Consider the following 19,393-nt stretch of genomic DNA (forward strand, 5'->3'; position numbering starts at 1 on the left):
GGCCCCCCCGGTGTGCCTGTTTTCTTCTGTGCTGGGGCCCGGGCTCCCCCGCGGCGGGTCGCCCCCGCCGCCCCTTTTCCCCCGCCGGCCCCCCACACCCCCCCCCCCACGGGGGTGGGGAGGTGACTTCCGGCCCTCGGAGTCGTATGGTTCCCTCCATGGTTACGTGGGAACAGGTTGTCGTACTCGCTTCGGCGCTTCCGTGTGTGGAGGAATCGACGTCGTACAACACCCCGGCACTCAAGGTGTCAGGCAAGACATTTGCGCGATTGCGGACCGAAGCCGAGGGCGCTTTGGTCGTGATGTGCGGGTTGGACGAGAAGGAAGCTCTGCTCGCCAGTGGTGAAGCACCGTTCTTCACGACGGATCACTATCACGGTCACGGTTCGATCCTGGTTCACCTCGAACTGATCGAGGAGGATCAGTTGGCGGAAATGCTCGAGGATGCCTGGCGGATCAAGGCTCCGTCGAAGGTGCGGAAGCTGCGCACCGCAGTCAAGCACTGACAGATTTTCCGACGCACCGACGGGCGTGCGCAGGGGCGTAGATGCCACGGCTAAACTCAGGCACGTGGCTTCCCCGATGATTGCACCGTCCATTCTGTCCGCCGATTTTGCACGCCTCGCCGACGAAGCGGCCGCTGTGGCCGGTTCCGATTGGCTTCACGTCGACGTGATGGACGCGCATTTCGTTCCGAATCTGACACTGGGTCTTCCGGTGGTAGAAAGCCTGCTCAAGGCAACGGATATTCCGCTCGACTGCCATCTGATGATCGACAACCCCGAGCGTTGGGCACCGCCGTACGCCGAGGCAGGCGCCTACAACGTGACGTTCCACGCCGAGGCCACCGATGATCCGCGTTCGGTTGCCCGCGACATTCGCGCTGCCGGATCCAAGGCGGGCTTGAGCATCAAGCCCGGAACCGACATCGAGCCCTACCTCGAAATCCTCAAAGATTTCGACACGTTGCTGATCATGAGCGTCGAACCGGGCTTCGGTGGGCAGTCCTTCATGCCACAGGTCCTCGAGAAGGCTCGCACGATTCGTAAGCTCGTCGATTCGGGTGAGCTGAAACTACTCGTCGAGATCGACGGTGGTATCAACGCCGACACGATCGAACAGGCCGCCGAAGCGGGCATCGACTGCTTTGTCGCCGGTAGCGCTGTTTATGGCGCTAGTGATCCGGGCGAAGCGGTACGCAAGCTTCGGGCGCAGGCCGCATCCGCGTCGCCGCACCTGACGTTGTCGGTCTGAGAACGCCGACGATGGCAAAAGCTGTTCCGGTGTCGAGTGCTGATCTCGACGCCGCAATGCAGATCGCATTGACTGCTGCTGATTCCGCGCGTGGGTTCACCAGCCCCAATCCGCCGGTGGGTGCCGTCATCCTGGGTGCTGACGGAACCATTGCCGGCGTGGGCATGACCCAGCCGCCTGGTGGTCCGCATGCGGAGATCGTGGCCCTCACCGAAGCCGGCCGGGCCGCGCGCGGCGGCACGGCCGTGGTCACACTCGAACCCTGCAACCATCAGGGGCGGACCGGGCCGTGTTCACAGGCGCTGATCGACGCTGGTGTGGCGGCCGTGGTCTATGCCGTCGGCGACCCCAATCCTGAAGCGTCCGGCGGTGCCGCGACGCTGATGCGCGCCGGAATCTCGGTTACGTCCGGGCTGCGCGCCGCCGAGGTCGAAGCCGGTCCACTGCGTGCCTGGCTGCACAAACAGCGCACCGGCCGTCCGCACATCACGTGGAAGTACGCAGCGAGCCTCGACGGGCGCAGTGCTGCCGAAGACGGCACCAGTCAATGGATCACCGGCCCGGCCGCCCGAGCGCGAGTACATGCCCAGCGGGCGCAGGTCGATGCAATCGTGGTGGGTACCGGCACCGTCTTTGCCGACGATCCCTGGTTGACCGCGCGTCAGCCGACGGGGGAGCTCGCGGCCCATCAGCCCGTGCGCGTAGTAGTCGGCAAGCGTGAAATACCGTCGACGGCACGGATTCTCGACGACGCGGCGTCGACGCTCGTCTTGAACACCGAGAGCGTCCACGAGGTTGTCGAGGCGCTCGCCGAATATACGGATGTGCTGCTCGAAGGCGGACCACGTCTGGCAGGCGCCTTCCTGGCCGCCGGGTACGTCGACGTTATCGAGGCGTACATCGCTCCGATCCTGCTCGGCGCGGGAGCGTCGGCGCTGGTCGATGCGGGTGTGCACACCATCGCCGATGCTCGCCGGTTCCGTTTGGAGTCCGCGGTAACGATCGGCCCCGATATTTTGTTGAGTCTGGTTCCGGAGAATTCCGCTCCGGGGAACGAGGAGTAGGCACGCGTGTTCACTGGAATTGTCGAAGAGCTTGGCGAAGTTGTCGCCAAGGAAGAACTGGTCGACGCGGCGCGCTTCACGGTGCGCGGACCGCTGGTCACCTCCGATGCCGGTCATGGTGATTCCATCGCGGTGAACGGCGTCTGCCTCACAGTTGTCGACGTCCTCGCCGACGGTTCCTTCACTGCCGACGTCATGCAGGAGACGCTGAACCGTTCGAGCCTCGCCAGCTTGGCTGTGGGCAGCCGCGTCAATCTCGAACGCGCAGCAGCACTCAACAGTCGTCTCGGTGGTCATCTCGTGCAGGGCCACGTCGACGGTACCGGCCACGTCATTTCGCGGTCGCCGTCCGAGAACTGGGAGGTCGTGCGCATCTCGCTGCCAGAGTCCATTTCGCGCTACGTGGTGGAGAAGGGTTCGATCACCGTCGACGGTGTGTCCCTGACGGTGTCGGCGCTGGGTGGTGAGCGCGGGTTCGAGTACTTCGAGATCTCACTCATCCCGACAACGTTGGAGTTGACGACGCTCGGAACCGCGACCATCGGCACGCCGGTCAATCTCGAGGTCGACGTGATCGCGAAATACGTCGAACGGTTGCACGCTGCCGGTAGGTAGGACCGCCTCGATCGGGCCTTGACGGACGGTCGTAGGGTTGGTAACAGGCTTGGTCAGTAGGCTTGGCCAGTAGGGTTGTCGGTGCATCTACATCGGATGTACTCGTTGTTTTCGATGATGACTAATAGTCAAGACTTTGGAGTGCGAGCACGTGACCAGGTTCGACAGTATCGAGCGGGCAGTAGCAGACATCGCTGCAGGTAAAGCTGTTGTCGTTGTGGACGACGAGGACCGTGAGAACGAGGGCGATCTCATCTTCGCCGCGGAGAAGGCCACGCCGGAACTGGTGGCGTTCATGGTTCGGTACACGTCCGGGTATCTCTGTGTTCCGCTCGACGGCAACGACTGCGACCGTCTCGGCCTGCCCCCGATGTACGCCACCAATCAGGACAAGCACGGCACCGCGTACACGGTGACCGTCGACGCGCGTGAGGGAATCGGTACCGGTATCTCGGCCTCGGATCGCGCTGCCACCATGCGTCTGCTTGCCGATCCCAACTCCGGTGCCAACGATTTCACCCGTCCCGGTCACGTCGTTCCGCTGCGTGCGAAGGAAGGCGGAGTTCTCCGTCGTCCCGGACACACCGAGGCTGCAGTCGATCTGGCTCGCATGGCTGATCTGCGTCCCGCCGGTGTCATCTGCGAAATCGTCAGCCAGAAGGACGAAGGCGCGATGGCTCAGACCGACGAGCTGCGTGTCTTTGCCGACGAGCACAACCTGGCGTTGATCTCGATCGCCGATCTCATCGCGTGGCGCCGTAAGCACGAAAAGCACGTTGTCCGCATTGCCGAAGCCCGTATCCCGACGCGGCACGGTGAGTTCACCGCCGTCGGCTACACCAGCATCTACGACGAGGTCGAACACGTTGCGCTCGTGCGCGGCGACATCGCCGGCCCCGACGGTGACGGCAGCGATGTTCTCGTTCGCGTGCACTCCGAGTGCCTGACCGGTGACGTGTTCGGCTCACTGCGGTGCGATTGCGGCCCGCAGCTCGATGCCGCACTCGACATGGTGGCGCAGGAAGGTCGCGGCGTCGTTCTGTACATGCGTGGACATGAGGGTCGCGGAATCGGTCTGATGCACAAGTTGCAGGCCTACCAGTTGCAGGACGCCGGATCCGATACCGTCGACGCCAATCTCGAACTCGGCCTCCCCGCGGATGCCCGCGACTACGGCATCGGTGCGCAGATCCTGGTGGATCTGGGCATTTCGTCGATGCGTCTGCTGACCAACAACCCGGCCAAGCGCGTCGGCCTGGACGGTTACGGACTGCAGATCACGGATCGGGTTCCGATGCCGCTGCGTGCAAACGCCGAGAACCTCACGTACCTGCGCACCAAGCGCGACCGGATGGGTCACGATCTGATCGGTCTCGACGAGTACGAAGCTGCTCAGGAAGCGGTCAAGCAGGACGGTGCGGTATGAGCGGTGAGGGACAGCCCCAGCTTGCAATCGCCGAGGCCAAAGACCTGAAACTGGCGATCGTTGCGGGTCAGTGGCATGCGACGATCTCCGAAGCGTTGATCGCCGGCGCTCAGCGTGTGGCCGCCGAGGCACAGATCAAAGATGTGACGTTGATCCGCGTTGCCGGTGCCATCGAACTGCCCGTGGTTGCGCAGGCGTTGGCCAAGACGCACGACGCCGTCGTTGCTCTCGGTGTTGTCATTCGTGGTGGTACGCCGCATTTCGAGTACGTCTGCGACGCGGTGACAGCTGGTCTGACGCGAGTCTCTCTCGACGAGAGCACACCGGTCGGCAACGGCGTCCTGACCACGGATACCGAACAGCAGGCCCTGGACCGTTCCGGTTTGCCAGGTAGTGTCGAGGACAAGGGTGCGCAGGCCTGTGCCGCAGCGTTGGACACGGCGGTCACCTTGCGCCACTTACGACAGCCATGGACTGAGGATTCGTTTCGATGAGCACACCTGACGACAACTGGGAACTGATCGCGAAGCCGCGTAAGTCGGCGAGGTACGCGATCGGGGTTGCGGTTCTTCTCGTCGTCGTCCATGTCACGTTGGCAGTTTCTTTGCGAAGCGGCTCGACAGGCGTGTACTTCCGTGCGGCCGATCAGCTTGCCATGGCGACCATCGGCTGCGTCCTCGCCGGTGGTGTGCTGCTGCTCACCCGCCCGCGGGTGCGAGCCGGTCAGCGGGGCATCGCGGTGCGCAACATTCTCGGCGAGAAGATCGTCGAGTGGGATCTGTTCGAAGGCCTGTCGTTCCCCGACGGTGCGGCGTGGGCTCGAATCGAACTGCCGGATGACGAGTACATGCCGGTCATGGCGATCCAGTCCAACGACCGCGAGTACGCGGTGGACGCCGTCGTGAAGCTGCGCGACATCGCAGGCCGTTACGCCCCGGCAGCCCAGGGAAGCAACTGACGTTCGCCTGACCGATTCGCCGCACACCACCAGTGTGTTTCCGAATCGGTCGGTGCCGACGACTAACGTGGAACTGTGCCGGATCCTTCTACTTATCGCCCCGCCACCGGAACAATCCCGGTGGCGCCTGGCGTCTACAAATTTCGTGATCCGCATGGCCGGGTCATCTACGTCGGCAAGGCCAAGAGCCTCCGTTCACGTCTGAACTCGTACTTCGCGGACGTTACGACGCTCCATCCCCGTACCCGGCAGATGGTGACCACGGCCGGCAGTGTCGAGTGGACGGTCGTCAGCACCGAAGTCGAAGCGCTGCAACTCGAATACAACTGGATCAAGGAATTCGATCCGCGGTTCAATGTCCGCTATCGCGACGACAAGACCTACCCCGTTCTGGCGGTGACGCTGAACGAGGAGTTTCCGCGGTTGTTCGTTTACCGCGGTCCCCGGCGCAAGGGCGTCCGGTACTTCGGCCCGTACTCGCACGCGTGGGCCATCCGAGAAACACTCGACCTATTGCTGCGGGTTTTCCCGGCCCGTACGTGTTCCGCCGGAGTGTTCAAGCGCCACAGCCAGATCGGCAGGCCGTGCCTGCTCGGGTACATCGACAAGTGTTCGGCGCCGTGTGTGGGCCGTGTCAGTCCTGAGGAGCACCGACAAATCGTCGAGGATTTCTGCGACTTCCTCGCCGGCCGGACCGACAAGTTGGTGCGCGACCTCGAGAAGAAGATGCAGCAGGCGTCCGATGATCTCGATTTCGAGACCGCAGCGCGACTGCGCGACGACATCGGAGCCCTCCGAAAGGCACTCGAAAAGCAGGCCGTGGTGCTCGGCGACGGCACCGATGCCGACCTCGTCGCGTTTGCGACCGACGATCTCGAGGCCGCGGTTCAGGTCTTCCACGTGCGCGGCGGCCGGGTGCGTGGCCAACGCGGCTGGGTCGTGGAGAAGGCCGGCGACGCCATCGACTGGGCTGCTCTCGATGCAGACTCCGACCTCCCGATTCTGGTCGAGCAGTTCCTGACCCAGTTCTACGGTGAGCAGGCATCTCTCGAACCGGGCAGCAATCCCGAATCGGGTTCGAGCGCCGTTCCCCGTGAAGTGCTGGTTCCGGTGCTTCCGCCCAACGCCGCCGAAATCCAGGTGTGGCTCAGTACCCTTCGTGGTTCTCAGGTTCAACTGCGCGTTCCGCAGCGCGGCGACAAGAAGGATCTCGCCGAAACCGTGCAGCGCAACGCGAAAGAAGCTCTGGCGCAACACAAACTCAAGCGAGCCGGAGATTTCACGTCACGGTCGGCCGCACTTCAAGGTATCCAGGAAGCCCTCGATCTGGACTCCGCTCCGCTGCGTATCGAGTGTGTCGACATCAGTCACGTTCAGGGCACCGACGTGGTCGCATCGCTCGTCGTGTTCGAAGACGGCTTGCCCCGCAAATCCGATTACCGTCACTACGCGATCAAGGAAGCTGCGGGCGACGGGCACTCGGACGACGTCGCGAGTATCGCCGAGATTACGCGTCGACGATTCCTCCGACACAACCGTGACCTCGGAATCCTGGCCAATTCGGCCGCGGGCATGGACGCCGACGGCGGCGATCTGGCACCGGAGGCGGCGATCGATCCTCAGACCGGACGCCCACGACGCTTCGCGTATCCACCGAATCTGTTTGTGGTCGACGGCGGTGCGCCACAGGTCAATGCTGCCGCTGCCGTGCTCGACGAGCTCGGTGTCACAGATGTCGCGGTAGTCGGACTCGCGAAACGACTCGAAGAAGTGTGGGTTCCCAACGAAGAGGATCCGGTGATCCTGCCTCGGACCAGTGAGTCGCTGTACTTGCTGCAACGGATCCGTGACGAAGCGCACCGCTTTGCCATCACCTTTCACCGCAGCAAGCGTTCGCGGCGGATGACGGCGTCGGTGCTCGATTCGGTCAAGGGGCTGGGGGAGACCCGGCGAACCGCTCTCGTGTCCCATTTCGGTTCCGTGGCAAAACTCAAGACCGCGACCGTCGAGGAGATCATGGAAGTCCCCGGCATCGGCGCCGCTACGGCGCGGGCCGTACTCGACGCGTTGGGCGGCGAACCTGCGCAGACCGTCAACCAAGCGGAAGCGCCACCGGCCGGGGTAGGGGATGATAAACAGGACGTGGAGTTCGAAATGTCGGATCAGTTGGTTCGGCAGGTACCGGACTCCGTGTCGAGTGAACCATCCATATCGACGACAGGGCAGAGTGCCGAGTGACCACAGACAGCGCAAACGACAGCCGAACCATGGACTTTCTACTGGTCACGGGACTGTCCGGCGCCGGACTCAGTACTGCAGCCAAGGTGCTCGAGGATCTCGGCTGGTATGTGGCGGACAACTTGCCGCCCGAATTGATCTCGCGAATGGTGGGATTGAGCCTGACGTCCGATCCACCGGTCGACCGCCTTGCCGTGGTCATCGACGTGCGGTCTCGGCTGTTCACCGGTGATCTCGGCTCGGTTCTCACGGAATTGGAAGCCGCGCCGATCCACACGCGTGTCCTGTATCTGGAGGCGTCCGACGACGTCCTGATCAGGCGGTTCGAGCAAGTCCGCCGTAGCCACCCGCTGCAGAACGAGGGCGTCGACGGCACCCTCGCCGAAGGCATCGCTGCGGAGCGTCGGCAGCTGGCCGTGGTCAAGGCCGCCGCCGACTTGGTGATCGACACGTCTGCGCTCAAGGCGCATCAGTTGCGGCAGAAGATCGAAACGGCTTTCGGGGTCGAGGCGAACCGAACCATGAAGGTCACGGTGCAGTCGTTCGGCTTCAAATACGGCCTGCCCATCGACGCGGACCTCGTGTGCGACGTGCGTTTCCTGCCGAATCCGCACTGGATTCCCGAACTCCGTGATCACACGGGGCAGGAGGCCGGCGTCCGCGATTACGTCCTGTCGCAGGACGGCGCCGAAGACTACCTCGACACCTATCTGCATCTGCTCGAACTGACGATCGCCGGATATCGTCGAGAAGGAAAGCGCTACATGACAATTGCTGTGGGCTGCACCGGTGGCAAGCACCGAAGCGTGGCCATGTCCGAAGCTCTCGCACTCGAGTTGGGCAACGAGGCCGATATCGCGGTCAGCATCGTGCACCGAGATCTGGGCCGCGAATGAACGGATCGACGCAGCAGGATCCTCGGGAACCCGCGGTAGTCGCTCTTGGTGGTGGGCACGGATTGTTTGCGACGCTGCAAGCTGTTCGCCGGTTCACCGTCGACGTGACTGCGGTGGTCACCGTCGCGGACGACGGCGGTTCGTCCGGGCGCTTGCGCGCCGAACTCGGTGTCATTCCGCCTGGTGATCTTCGGATGGCGTTGGCGGCGTTGGCCGCCGACGAACCGGAGGTCAGGGACTGGACGCGCACCATCCAGCATCGTTTCGGTGGTGTCGGTGCGTTGGCCGGGCATTCGGTGGGCAACTTGATTCTGGCCGGCCTCACCGAGGTACTCGGTGACCCGGTCCAGGCGCTGGACGAGATGGCGCGACTGTTGCGGGTGCGCGGACGGGTGCTGCCCATGTCGCCGATCGCACTCGACATCGAAGCTGATGTTCAGGGGCTGGAGGAAGACCCGCGCGTCAGTCGGTGTATCCGCGGTCAGGTCGCTGTGGCGACCACGCCGGGAAAGGTACGACGCGTACGCCTGTTGCCGGCCAGTCCACCCGCGAGCCCGGACGCGGTGGATGCGATCGGGCGCGCTGACCTCGTCGTGCTCGGACCTGGTTCGTGGTTTTCCAGTGTCATCCCGCACGTGCTCGTCCCGGAATTGGTGGAGGCTCTCTCGTCCACCGAAGCCCGAAAGGTACTCGTTCTCAATCTCGCCCCGGAACCAGGGGAGACCGCCGGATTCTCGGCAGAGCGTCACCTACACGTACTCTCCCAGCATGTGCCCGATTTCCGGGTCGATTACGTCGTCGTCGATTCCGCGTCGGTCCCGCCGGGGCGCGAACGTGAACATCTGGCGCGGGCGGCGCAACAATTCCAGGCCGAAGTCCGATATGCGGATGTCGCAGATATCGCAGCGGGGTCGGCACATATCCACGATCCGGTGAAACTCGCCGAGGTCCTCGTCCAACTGGCCGGGCGGACAAGCACTCTCGAACCCGCCAACGGGGTCGGCACCGATCATTCAGCAGCAGAACAGAGGGAGAACACTTCGTGGCAATGACAGCGGAGGTCAAGGACGAACTGAGCCGGTTGGTGGTGACTCAGGTCAGCTGCCGAAAGGCTGAGGTCTCCGCACTACTCCGATTTGCCGGTGGACTCCACATCGTCGGCGGCCGGGTTGTCGTGGAGGCCGAGGTGGACCTGGGATCCACCGCGCGTCGACTTCGCCGCGAGATCTTCGACCTCTTCACCTACAGCGCCGACGTCCACGTGTTGAGCGCCGGTGGGCTTCGGAAATCAGCTCGCTACATCGTGCGTGTTGCCAAGGAAGGTGAAGCCCTCGCGCGCCAGACCGGACTACTCGACCTGCGCGGCCGGCCGGTCCGTGGCTTGCCGGCTCAGGTTGTCGGCGGAAGCGTCGGCGACGCCGAAGCAGCCTGGCGCGGAGCGTTTCTCGCACATGGTTCCCTGACTGAACCCGGCCGGTCTTCGGCGCTCGAAGTGAGCTGCCCAGGGCCCGAAGCGGCACTTGCGCTGGTCGGTGCTGCCCGCCGCCTCGGTATCTCGGCAAAGGCTCGCGAAGTTCGCGGAACAGATCGCGTCGTGATCCGCGACGGCGAGGCGATCGGCGACCTCCTGACTCGGATGGGCGCTCAGGACACTCGGCTCGTCTGGGAAGAGCGTCGGATGCGCCGCGAAGTGCGGGCGACAGCCAACCGCCTCGCGAACTTCGACGACGCCAATCTGCGCCGCTCGGCCCGGGCCGCCGTAGCTGCCGCCGCGCGTGTCGAACGGGCGCTGGAAATCCTCGGTGAGGACGTCCCGGACCATTTGGCAGCTGCAGGTGCCCTGCGCGTCGAACATCGCCAGGCGTCGCTCGAGGAGCTGGGACAGCTGGCCGACCCACCGATGACGAAGGACGCTGTCGCCGGACGAATCCGGCGCCTCTTGTCGATGGCCGATCGCAAGGCGAAGGAAACAGGCATTCCGGACACGGAATCCGCAGTCAACTCGGAGCTACTCGAAGAGGGATGATGGTCCCTCGCCGGCGGGGTCTTCAGGGTGGGCTGCGCACTCTGAAGCCAAGCACATTAGGGTAAGGGTCACATCGACCGATGAACCCCACGTCCGCGTCGTGCACACACGGATTCGGAACATGCGTGGGTCAAGTTGCACACCAGAATCATGGTCTAAGGAGCGAATTGTGACTGTCCGGGTTGGCGTAAACGGTTTCGGCCGTATCGGACGTAACTTCTTCAGGGCGGTGGATGCGCAGAAGGCGCTCGGAACCACCGATATCGAGATCGTGGCGGTCAACGACCTGACCGACAACGCGACGCTCGCTCACCTGCTGAAGTACGACTCCATCCTCGGCCGTTTGCCGTACGACGTGTCGCTCGACGGTGACGACACCATCGTCGTCGGCGATCAGCGCATCAAGGCCCTCGCACACCGTGGCCCCTTGAACGAGCTTCCCTGGGGCGAGCTGGGCGTCGACGTCGTCGTCGAATCCACCGGCATCTTCACCGACGCTGCCAAGGCCAAGGGACACCTCGAAGCCGGCGCGAAGAAGGTCATCATCTCGGCTCCGGCCAAGGGTGAAGACATCACCATCGTCATGGGCGTCAACGACGACAAGTACGACGGCAGCCAGAACATCATCTCCAACGCCTCGTGCACCACCAACTGCCTCGGCCCCATCGCCAAGGTTCTCGATGACGAGTTCGGCATCGTCAAGGGCCTGATGACCACGATCCACGCGTACACGCAGGATCAGAACCTTCAGGATGCTCCGCACAGCGACCTCCGTCGCGCCCGCGCAGCCGCTCTCAACATCGTTCCGACCGGCACGGGTGCAGCCAAGGCAATCGGCCTGGTTCTCCCGCAGCTGCTCGGCAAGCTCGACGGATACGCGCTGCGCGTGCCGATCCCCACGGGTTCCGTCACCGACCTCACCGCGAACTTGAAGAAGTCGGCTACCGCTGACGAGATCAACGCCGCGATGAAGGCTGCAGCCGAGGGCCCCCTCAAGGGCATCCTCAAGTACACCGACGCGCCGATCGTCTCTTCGGACATCGTCACCGACCCGCACTCGTCGATCTTCGACTCGGGTCTGACGAAGGTCATCGACGACCAGGTCAAGATCGTTTCCTGGTACGACAACGAGTGGGGCTACTCCAACCGCCTCGCCGACCTCATCGGCCTCGTCGCCAAGTCACTCTGAGCGGAGTTTCGATAACAGTGGCAGTTCAGACGCTGAAGGATCTGCTGGACGCTGGGGTCGAGGGGCGCACCGTACTGGTGCGTTCCGACCTCAACGTCCCGTTGGATGGCGGAGAAATCACGGACCCGGGCCGCATCGTCGCGTCCGCTCCCACCTTGCGGGCACTTGCCGAGGGTGGAGCAAAGGTCATCGTGACCGCGCACCTCGGGCGCCCCGACGGTCAGCCCGACCCCAAGTTCTCCCTCGCACCGGTTGCCGCGAAGCTGGCCGAAATCCTCGGCCGCAACGTGCAACTCGCCGGTGACGTCGTGGGACAGGACGCGCTGGCTCGTTCCGAAGGACTCACCGACGGTGACGTTCTGATGCTCGAGAACATCCGTTTCGACCCTCGCGAGACCAGCAAGGACGAAGCCGAGCGGGTCAAGCTCGCCAAGGCTCTCGTCGAGCTGGTCGGTGACGACGGCGCATTCGTCTCCGACGGATTCGGTGTTGTTCACCGTAAGCAGGCGTCGGTCTTCGACGTCGCGAAGCTGCTCCCGCACTACGCGGGTTACCTGGTCGGCGCCGAGGTCGAGGTGCTCGCCAAGCTCACGCAGGACGCAGCGCGTCCGTACGCGGTGGTGCTCGGTGGCTCCAAGGTTTCGGACAAGCTGGCTGTCATCGAGGCACTCGCCCCGAAGGTCGACACACTGGTGATCGGCGGCGGAATGTTCTACACGTTCCTCGCGGCTCAGGGTGTGTCCGTGGGCAATTCGCTGTGCGAAGAGTCCATGATCGAGACCTGCAAGAGCCTCCTCGACCGGTACGCGGACGTCATCCACATCCCTCAGGATGTTGTTGTCGCGGACTCCTTCTCGGCTGATGCCGAGTCGAAGATCGTGCCGTTCGACAAGATTCCCGACGGCTGGATGGGTCTGGACATCGGACCGGAGTCGGTCAAGCGCTTCGCCGCGATCCTGACCGGAGCCAAGACAGTGTTCTGGAACGGCCCGATGGGCGTGTTCGAGTTCCCGAAGTTCGAGGCAGGCACCCGCGGTGTTGCCGAGGCAATCGTCGAAGCAACCGCCAAGGGCGCGTTCAGCGTCGTCGGCGGCGGCGACTCGGCTGCGGCTGTCCGCCAGCTCGGAATCCCGGACGAAGGCTTCTCGCACATTTCCACCGGCGGCGGCGCTTCCCTCGAATACCTCGAGGGCAAAGAGCTTCCCGGCATCGCAGTACTGGAAGGCTGATCCGACATGGCACGTAAGCCGTTGATCGCCGGCAACTGGAAGATGAATCTGAATCACCTCGAGGCTATCGCCCTGGTGCAGAAGATCGCCTTCTCCTTGCCCGCGAAGTACTTCGACAAAGTGGACGTCACGGTTATCCCGCCGTTTACCGACATCCGTAGCGTCCAGACGCTGATCGAGGGCGACAAGCTCCTGCTCACGTACGGCGCGCAGGACGTATCCGCTCAGGACAGCGGCGCATTCACCGGCGAGATCAGCGGCTCCATGCTGGCCAAGCTCGGATGCACCTATGTCGTGGTCGGGCACTCGGAGCGTCGCACCCTGCACGGTGAGACCAACGAGCTTGTCCTCGCCAAGACCAAGGCTGCGCTGAAGAACGACCTGACACCGATTGTGTGCATCGGTGAAGGCCTCGAGATCCGCGAAGCGGGCGACCATGTCGCATACAACGTGGAACAGCTCAAGGGTTCGTTGGCAGGTCTGAGCGCGGAAGAGATCTCCAAGATCGTCATCGCGTACGAGCCTGTCTGGGCCATCGGTACCGGCCGTGTCGCTTCTGCCGAGGACGCTCAGGAAGTGTGCGCAGCGGTTCGCGCCACTGTCGCCGAGCTTGCCGACGCAGACGTGGCTGCAGGCGTACGTGTTCTGTACGGCGGTAGCGTCAGCTCCAAGAACGTCGGAGAGATTGTCGGCCAGGCCGACGTCGACGGCGCTCTTGTCGGTGGGGCTTCGCTCAAGTCGGACGAGTTCGCCACGTTGTCTGCGATTGCAGCCGGCGGGCCGCTTCCCAGCTAGCGCGTGATCTGACAAGAACTGTGGGCGCGTAACCGAAATGGCTACGCGCCCACAGTTTTTGCTTTTGTCAGGCGATCAGTTTCGATCCGAGTGTGTCGATGGTGTCGGTACTGAGACCGAGTCCGGCGTGCAAGTAGTTTTCGATCGAGGAGAAGCTGGCGTCCACCTGCTCGAAGGCTGCGCCGAGGTAACTCTCCTCGACAGTCAACATGACACGAACCACGTCGGCCCGCCCGATCACAGCCGTTCGGGCAATACGTTCGGCCGCCGCATCGACGTAGGCCGCGGAGTAGGTGTTGGTAAGCAGGTAGTCGTCGACGATCGTTTCCTGCGGCACACCTGCCAGCGTCTGCAACAACGCGGCCGCCCATCCCGTGCGATCCTTTCCGGCGGTGCAATGGAACAACTGGGGCCCAGGTGTTGTCGCCAGCGCGGTGAGCAACTGGGAGAACCCAGCGCGAGTCGCGTCGTCCGTCACAAAACTGCGATTGAGTTCTCGCATGAAATCCTGCGCAGAGTCAACGGTGCGGATCGCGAGAGCGGTGTTCTGAATCGTTCCCGGAAGAATCGGGATGTGCGTGTACTTGGCGACGGAGAGAACGGTGTCAGGGGTTTCCGCGGCCTCGGCTTCGGAGCGAACGTCGTAGACGGCGGTCAAACCCAATGATTCGACAACAGCCAGGTCGGCAACAGTGGGGGTGAGGACGTTGGCACGGTAGAAGACACCGCGCCGCATGGTGGTCCCGCTCGAAGTCTTGTATCCGATTCCGGCGACGTCTCGAAAGTTGTGGACGGATTCGAGGCGCGGAGTGCTCTCGTGTGTTGTGGGACCGGTGGTATCGGTGTGCATCAGAACAAGCCTTCCGAAGATAATGTCGCGTCACTCCGAAACTAGCGGGCCGGAAACTCGGAGTTGTGATCGGTACCACCGAACGAGACATCTTGTCGCACGGGTATGTGATCGAGTTAGCTGTGATCGCCTGTATGGTGTTATCGGTTGTAGTTGTCCCTATTGGATTGGTGGCCGTAGACAGACATGGAACTGTTCTTGGATATCCTGCTGGTCATCACCAGCTTGCTCTTGATTCTGCTGGTGCTGTTGCATCGCGCCAAGGGCGGCGGCCTGTCGAGCCTGTTCGGCGGCGGTGTCCAGTCCAGCCTGTCCGGATCGACCGTGGTCGAGAAGAACCTCGACAGGTTGACTGTCTTCACCGCTCTGATCTGGGTCATCTCGATCATCGGCATCGGCTTGGAGATCAAGTTCGCCTGATCGCCACCCGTCACTTCTTCCACCCGGAACCCCGCCATCGAGCGGGGTTCTCGGTTTCCGTTGATAATTGAACAATGACCGAATTTGTTTCGAATCAGCATCGAGAAACGCCACGTGAGGCCACCGAGCCATTGCGTGAAGACATTCGGCTTCTCGGCGGGATACTGGGGCAGATTGTTCGCGAACAAGCCGGCGACACCGTATTCGATCTTGTGGAACGCGCCCGGGTGGAGTCGTTCCGAGTGCGCCGTTCGGAAATTGACCGCGCCGAACTGGTCTCGTTGTTCGCCGGCGTCAGCACCGCCGACGCGATCCCGGTGATCCGGGCGTTCAGCCACTTCGCCCTGCTGGCCAATCTGGCCGAGGACATCCACCGTGAGCGTCGGCGCGCCATTCACATCAATGCCGGCGAACCGCCACGTGACAGCACTCTGGCCGCCACCTACAGCAAGCTCGACGGTGCCGACATCACTTCCGATACCGTCGAAGAAGCGCTGCGCGGCGCCCTTGTCTCACCCGTCATCACTGCTCATCCGACGGAAACGCGTCGACGGACAGTGTTCGAGACACAGTCCCGCATCACCGAACTGATGCGCTACCGCGAGCGCACAGCCCTGAGCGTCGGCGAAACCGCGGACGTCGACCTGGATTTGCGTCGACAGATTCTCACTCTCTGGCAGACCGCGCTGATCCGTCTCTCGCGCCTACGCATCCAGGATGAGATCGAAGTGGGATTGCGCTACTACGACGCAGCCCTGTTCGAGGTCATTCCCAAGATCAATGCCGAAGTGCGCAAGGCACTTCGAAGCAGATGGCCCGATGCCGATCTCCTGCGTGAGCCGATCTTGCGTCCGGGTTCCTGGATCGGTGGCGACCGCGACGGTAATCCCTATGTGACAGGAGAGATCGTGCAGCGCGCGACGACGCGCGCCGCCGCCACCGCGATCGAGCATCACCTCGCCGAACTCGAACATCTCGAGCGTGAGCTGTCGATGTCGGCGCGACTGGTCACGGTGACACCGGAATTGGATCTTCTGGCATCGACCTCGGGGGACGATTCGGTGTTCCGGGCGGACGAGCCCTACCGTCGAGCAGTCCGGGGAATCCGTGGACGACTCACCGCCACCGGCCTTTCCATCCTGGGGGAGTTGCCGGCGCACGGCGTCGACTCCGGCCTCGAGGCATACGTCGAACCCGCGCAACTTCAGCACGATCTAGCCGTCATCGACACATCGCTGCGTCGCAACGGTGACGCGGTGATTGCCGACGATCGACTAGAGCGTCTGCGAGAAGCTGTGGAGGTGTTCGGTTTTCACCTTTCGGGGCTGGACATGCGGCAGAACTCGGAAGTTCACGAGAGCGTCGTGGCCGAGTTGTTGGCGTGGTCGGGTGTTCACCCGGATTACGCGTCTTTGTCGGAATCGGAGCGAGTGGACGTGCTCTCTGCCGAACTGACCACCCGTCGGCCGTTGACGTCGCCGGACGCGGAGTTTTCCGAACTGACGACAAAAGAACTGGCGATCATGCACGCCGGTGCCAAGGCGATTCGGGTTCTGGGCGCCGGCGCCGTTCCCAACTACATCATCAGCATGTGCAGCTCGGTGAGCGACATGCTCGAGGCCGCAGTCCTGCTCAAAGAGGTGGGGGTTCTCGATCCGGGTGTCGGCGGTGATCCGTCATGCCCCATCGGCATTGTTCCCCTGTTCGAGACGATCGAGGACTTGCAGGGCGGTGCCGCCACACTGCTGGCCACGCTCGATATTCCGGTCTACCGCGCCATTGTGACGTCGAGGGGCGACAGCCAAGAGGTGATGCTCGGGTATTCGGATTCCAACAAGGATGGCGGCTACCTGGCTGCCAACTGGGCGCTGTACCGCGCAGAACTCGATCTGGTTGACGCTGCGCGAAAGAGTGGAATCCGGTTGCGGCTCTTCCACGGTCGCGGCGGAACCGTCGGGCGCGGCGGTGGACCCAGCTACGAGGCGATTCTCGCGCAACCTCCCGGAGCAGTCGAAGGTTCGCTGAGGATTACCGAGCAGGGCGAGGTGATCGCAGCGAAGTACGCCGAACCGCGGTTGGCTCATCGCAACCTCGAGACGCTCATCGCAGCGACATTGGAGTCGACGCTGCTCGACGTCGAAGGACTCGGAAACGACGCAGAGGCCGCGTACACCGTTCTGGATGAGCTCGCGGCCCTGGCGCGTACTGCCTACAGCGAATTAGTACATGACACACCAGGATTCGTTCAATACTTCGAGGCATCGACCCCGGTTGCAGAAATCGGTGCACTCAACATCGGTAGTCGGCCCGCGTCACGTAAGCAGACCAAGGCGATCTCCGATCTGCGCGCAATTCCGTGGGTGTTGTCCTGGAGTCAGTCACGCGTCATGCTGCCCGGGTGGTACGGCACCGGCGCGGCGTTCGAGCGGTGGATCGATGGCAACCCCGAGCGTGCGGCAACGCTGACCAGTTTGTACGAGAAGTGGCCGTTCTTCCGTACGGTGCTCTCGAACATGGCGATGGTGATGTCGAAATCCGACATGGGCTTGGCGGCCCGCTATGCCGAGCTGGTTCCCGATGTCGAACTGCGTGATCGGGTCTTCGGAATGATCACGGACGAGCATGCCCGAACGGTTCGGATGTACAAGGCGATCACGGGCTACGACGATTTGTTCGCCGACAACTCAGGCCTGGAACGTTCCGTCCACAACCGTTTCCCTTACCTCGAACCACTCAATCACCTGCAGGTCGAGTTGATCAGGCGTTATCGATCAGGCGACGAGAGTGACCAGGTCAGACGAGGCATTCAGCTGACCATGAACGGTTTGGCGACCGCCTTGCGTAACAGCGGCTGAGTAGCGGTCATTTTGCCCACGCTGAGAGTTTCTCGGTGTCGCCAGGCGGCGTGAACTCTGCCATGACGCGACCGGAAATCCGAATTGCCGCATTCAGCAATTGGACGACTGTTCATGTGGTAGAAATCACAACGCCTGGCGTAATCGGGACGGCAGACGCAAGCGGTGGATCTCTCGCGAGATTCGTTCACCGCGGCGGTTTTCGCGTGCCGTGACACGCCGCGCCGCCGGCCGTTGAGCCGCGCGACACTGTTGTCTCGAGGAGGCTTGTCTACGATGTCCACTGCGCTGTTGAACACCCCTGGGCCACTCATGCTGGGAGGCGAACCCGCCTCCACTGCGGTTCGCGACTTCGTTCCGCTAGCGGCTGAACTTGTGAAGAACTTCTCCCGCGCCAGCCCGACCTTCAAAGCCTTCAACATGCAATCCGTGCAGGAAGACATGGTTGCGGTAACGGCGCAGGGGTTGCAGCTTGCGATCCAGCTCATGGACCACAGGAAACTCCCCACTGACCGCGACCTGGACAGTATTCACACCCTGACCGTCCGGCAGGCCCATAAGGGCGTCCCGCTCAGTGCCATCCTCGCTCTGACAGACGAGGGCATCAGTGTCATTCGCAACCGCATCCTCAGCAGGGCGGACGCCGAGGATGCCGCCAACCTCAAGGAGCTCAACCAACTCCTGTTCACAGCTGCGCAGCGGCTTCACTCGTTCGTCTCGGTCAGCTATCTGGCGGCGATCCCGGCCGGCGCGCAGCTCGAGGAAAGCTCCGCCGGCGCCCTCGTCAAGGCCATGCTGGACGGAGGCGATCCCACCGAGATCGCGTTGCAGATGGGAATCGAGCTCGCACCCCGCTATCTCGTCCTGCGGCTCCTCGTGAACCTGCCGAAACCTCGGCCAGGAGCCCGGGACGGCGCGCATCAGCGTCTGCAGGCCTACCGTGATCTCGCCGCGGCACAAGCCAAGGTCGCTGCCCACTTCGGGGCGAAGTTGCTCGAAGCCCCTGCGCCGCAACGCGGCCTTGTCCTCATCGAGGGCACACCTCACTGGGGGTTGGTATCTGAAGTCGTACGCCAGGCGCAGGCCAAGATCGGGGTGGAGATCACAGCCGTCGGCGAGAATGCAGCACTCGAGGATCTCGCCGCGGCGCAGCGGACCACTCGCGAGTTGGTCCACCTCGTCCGGAGGCTGGGGCTACCCGCGCAGTCGTACCGGATGGAGGACCTCGCGCTCGAGTATCAGCTGACCCGGAGCGGCCCTGGCCGTGACAGCCTGATCGACCTACTCAGGCCCCTGGACAACAACCCTGAACTGTTGCAAACGCTGTCCGTGCACCTGGCGAACGACCAGCACCGGCAGCGCACCGCGTCCGCGTTGGGCCTGCACACAAACACTGTCGACAACCGGATAAAGCGCATCGCACAACTGACCGGATTGGACCCGACTTTGCCCTCTGAGCTGCTCAAACTGCGAGCCGCGATGATCGCGCTGACGTTCGTCAGCACCGATATGGACGTCCGTCCAGTGAAACTGTGAAACCTCACATAACTCACTGGTAACAATCCACTTTTCACGGTT

The 19,393-nt window shown here is 63.0% G+C and carries 18 protein-coding genes; 17 read left to right on the forward strand and 1 reads right to left on the reverse strand.

Translation table 11 applies throughout. From position 1 onward, the window contains the following. Positions 1–158 precede the first annotated feature (158 nt). The 14 genes from ACFRFQ_RS08415 to tpiA all read left to right on the forward strand — a co-directional run bounded on the left by ACFRFQ_RS08415 (position 159) and on the right by tpiA (position 13,690). Positions 159–506 (forward strand): MmcQ/YjbR family DNA-binding protein, encoded by a 348-nt coding sequence (locus ACFRFQ_RS08415; protein ID WP_378655590.1) that lies wholly within the window; start codon positions 159–161, stop codon positions 504–506. A gap of 64 nt (positions 507–570) precedes the next feature. Beyond that, positions 571–1,254 (forward strand): ribulose-phosphate 3-epimerase, encoded by a 684-nt coding sequence (gene rpe, locus ACFRFQ_RS08420; RefSeq protein ID WP_033232252.1) that lies wholly within the window; start codon positions 571–573, stop codon positions 1,252–1,254. An 11-nt stretch (positions 1,255–1,265) separates the two neighbouring features. Beyond that, complete coding sequence (ribD, locus tag ACFRFQ_RS08425) at positions 1,266–2,318, forward strand: bifunctional diaminohydroxyphosphoribosylaminopyrimidine deaminase/5-amino-6-(5-phosphoribosylamino)uracil reductase RibD (RefSeq protein ID WP_378655593.1); 1,053 nt, start codon at positions 1,266–1,268, stop codon at positions 2,316–2,318. 6 nt (positions 2,319–2,324) lie between these two features. After that, positions 2,325–2,933, forward strand: a complete 609-nt coding sequence (locus ACFRFQ_RS08430; RefSeq protein WP_378655596.1) for a riboflavin synthase — start codon at positions 2,325–2,327, stop codon at positions 2,931–2,933. 151 nt (positions 2,934–3,084) lie between these two features. Next, complete coding sequence (locus ACFRFQ_RS08435; protein ID WP_033232137.1) at positions 3,085–4,359, forward strand: bifunctional 3,4-dihydroxy-2-butanone-4-phosphate synthase/GTP cyclohydrolase II; 1,275 nt, start codon at positions 3,085–3,087, stop codon at positions 4,357–4,359. Further along, on the forward strand, positions 4,356–4,853 hold the full coding sequence (gene ribH / locus ACFRFQ_RS08440; protein WP_033232136.1) for a 6,7-dimethyl-8-ribityllumazine synthase: 498 nt from the start codon (positions 4,356–4,358) through the stop codon (positions 4,851–4,853). Before ACFRFQ_RS08435 ends, ribH begins: the two co-directional genes overlap by 4 nt. Then, entirely contained in the window at positions 4,850–5,317 is a 468-nt protein-coding gene (locus tag ACFRFQ_RS08445; RefSeq protein ID WP_378655600.1) for a PH domain-containing protein, read from the forward strand. Before ribH ends, ACFRFQ_RS08445 begins: the two co-directional genes overlap by 4 nt. Before the next feature lie 75 nt (positions 5,318–5,392). Then, entirely contained in the window at positions 5,393–7,555 is a 2,163-nt protein-coding gene (gene uvrC / locus ACFRFQ_RS08450; protein WP_378655603.1) for an excinuclease ABC subunit UvrC, read from the forward strand. Positions 7,556–7,584: 29 nt separating this feature from the next. Next, a complete protein-coding gene (gene rapZ, locus ACFRFQ_RS08455) occupies positions 7,585–8,451 on the forward strand; it encodes an RNase adapter RapZ (protein WP_378656296.1) in 867 nt (288 codons plus the stop codon). After that, positions 8,448–9,503 carry a uridine diphosphate-N-acetylglucosamine-binding protein YvcK gene (gene yvcK / locus ACFRFQ_RS08460; RefSeq protein ID WP_378655606.1) on the forward strand — a complete coding sequence of 352 codons (1,056 nt, stop codon included), beginning with the start codon at positions 8,448–8,450 and terminating at the stop codon, positions 9,501–9,503. The genes rapZ and yvcK overlap by 4 nt, the downstream gene beginning before the upstream one ends. Beyond that, the gene (gene whiA / locus ACFRFQ_RS08465; protein WP_172935629.1) at positions 9,500–10,477 is read left to right on the forward strand and encodes a DNA-binding protein WhiA; all 978 of its coding nucleotides are present in this window, start codon (positions 9,500–9,502) and stop codon (positions 10,475–10,477) included. Before yvcK ends, whiA begins: the two co-directional genes overlap by 4 nt. Before the next feature lie 169 nt (positions 10,478–10,646). Then, complete coding sequence (gene gap, locus ACFRFQ_RS08470) at positions 10,647–11,666, forward strand: type I glyceraldehyde-3-phosphate dehydrogenase (protein WP_033232131.1); 1,020 nt, start codon at positions 10,647–10,649, stop codon at positions 11,664–11,666. Positions 11,667–11,683: 17 nt separating this feature from the next. Then, positions 11,684–12,895 (forward strand): phosphoglycerate kinase, encoded by a 1,212-nt coding sequence (locus ACFRFQ_RS08475; RefSeq protein ID WP_033232130.1) that lies wholly within the window; start codon positions 11,684–11,686, stop codon positions 12,893–12,895. 6 nt (positions 12,896–12,901) lie between these two features. Further along, positions 12,902–13,690: a triose-phosphate isomerase gene (gene tpiA / locus ACFRFQ_RS08480; RefSeq protein WP_378655611.1), complete on the forward strand. Its 789-nt coding sequence runs from the start codon at positions 12,902–12,904 to the stop codon at positions 13,688–13,690. Positions 13,691–13,757: 67 nt separating this feature from the next. On the opposite strand, the gene ACFRFQ_RS08485 is transcribed toward tpiA, so the two are convergent. After that, positions 13,758–14,540 (reverse strand): tyrosine-protein phosphatase, encoded by a 783-nt coding sequence (locus tag ACFRFQ_RS08485; protein ID WP_378655613.1) that lies wholly within the window; start codon positions 14,538–14,540, stop codon positions 13,758–13,760. 186 nt (positions 14,541–14,726) lie between these two features. Here ACFRFQ_RS08485 and secG point away from each other — a divergent pair, with 186 nt between their 5' ends. From secG to ACFRFQ_RS08500, 3 genes are all read left to right on the forward strand, one after another. Then, on the forward strand, positions 14,727–14,960 hold the full coding sequence (gene secG / locus ACFRFQ_RS08490; protein ID WP_138868501.1) for a preprotein translocase subunit SecG: 234 nt from the start codon (positions 14,727–14,729) through the stop codon (positions 14,958–14,960). 74 nt (positions 14,961–15,034) lie between these two features. Beyond that, positions 15,035–17,815: a phosphoenolpyruvate carboxylase gene (gene ppc / locus ACFRFQ_RS08495; RefSeq protein ID WP_378655616.1), complete on the forward strand. Its 2,781-nt coding sequence runs from the start codon at positions 15,035–15,037 to the stop codon at positions 17,813–17,815. A gap of 276 nt (positions 17,816–18,091) precedes the next feature. After that, positions 18,092–19,351, forward strand: coding sequence for a PucR family transcriptional regulator (locus ACFRFQ_RS08500; RefSeq protein ID WP_378655619.1), 1,260 nt, complete (start codon positions 18,092–18,094; stop codon positions 19,349–19,351). Positions 19,352–19,393 lie beyond the last annotated feature (42 nt).

It is taken from the genome of Rhodococcus sp. NPDC056743, from assembly GCF_042790355.1.
GTDB lineage: Bacteria > Actinomycetota > Actinomycetes > Mycobacteriales > Mycobacteriaceae > Rhodococcus_F.

Excerpts from the sequence above, each read along its gene's own strand:
- ACFRFQ_RS08415 (WP_378655590.1), top strand. The coding sequence starts at position 159 with ATGGTTACGTGGGAACAGGTTGTCGTACTCGCTTCGGCGCTTCCGTGT.
- ribD (WP_378655593.1), top strand. The coding sequence starts at position 1,266 with ATGGCAAAAGCTGTTCCGGTGTCGAGTGCTGATCTCGACGCCGCAATG.
- ribH (WP_033232136.1), top strand. The coding sequence starts at position 4,356 with ATGAGCGGTGAGGGACAGCCCCAGCTTGCAATCGCCGAGGCCAAAGAC.
- ACFRFQ_RS08445 (WP_378655600.1), top strand. The coding sequence starts at position 4,850 with ATGAGCACACCTGACGACAACTGGGAACTGATCGCGAAGCCGCGTAAG.
- rapZ (WP_378656296.1), top strand. The coding sequence starts at position 7,585 with ATGGACTTTCTACTGGTCACGGGACTGTCCGGCGCCGGACTCAGTACT.
- yvcK (WP_378655606.1), top strand. The coding sequence starts at position 8,448 with ATGAACGGATCGACGCAGCAGGATCCTCGGGAACCCGCGGTAGTCGCT.
- whiA (WP_172935629.1), top strand. The coding sequence starts at position 9,500 with ATGACAGCGGAGGTCAAGGACGAACTGAGCCGGTTGGTGGTGACTCAG.
- tpiA (WP_378655611.1), top strand. The coding sequence starts at position 12,902 with ATGGCACGTAAGCCGTTGATCGCCGGCAACTGGAAGATGAATCTGAAT.
- ACFRFQ_RS08485 (WP_378655613.1), bottom strand. The coding sequence starts at position 14,540 with ATGCACACCGATACCACCGGTCCCACAACACACGAGAGCACTCCGCGC.
- secG (WP_138868501.1), top strand. The coding sequence starts at position 14,727 with ATGGAACTGTTCTTGGATATCCTGCTGGTCATCACCAGCTTGCTCTTG.
- ppc (WP_378655616.1), top strand. The coding sequence starts at position 15,035 with ATGACCGAATTTGTTTCGAATCAGCATCGAGAAACGCCACGTGAGGCC.
- ACFRFQ_RS08500 (WP_378655619.1), top strand. The coding sequence starts at position 18,092 with ATGTCCACTGCGCTGTTGAACACCCCTGGGCCACTCATGCTGGGAGGC.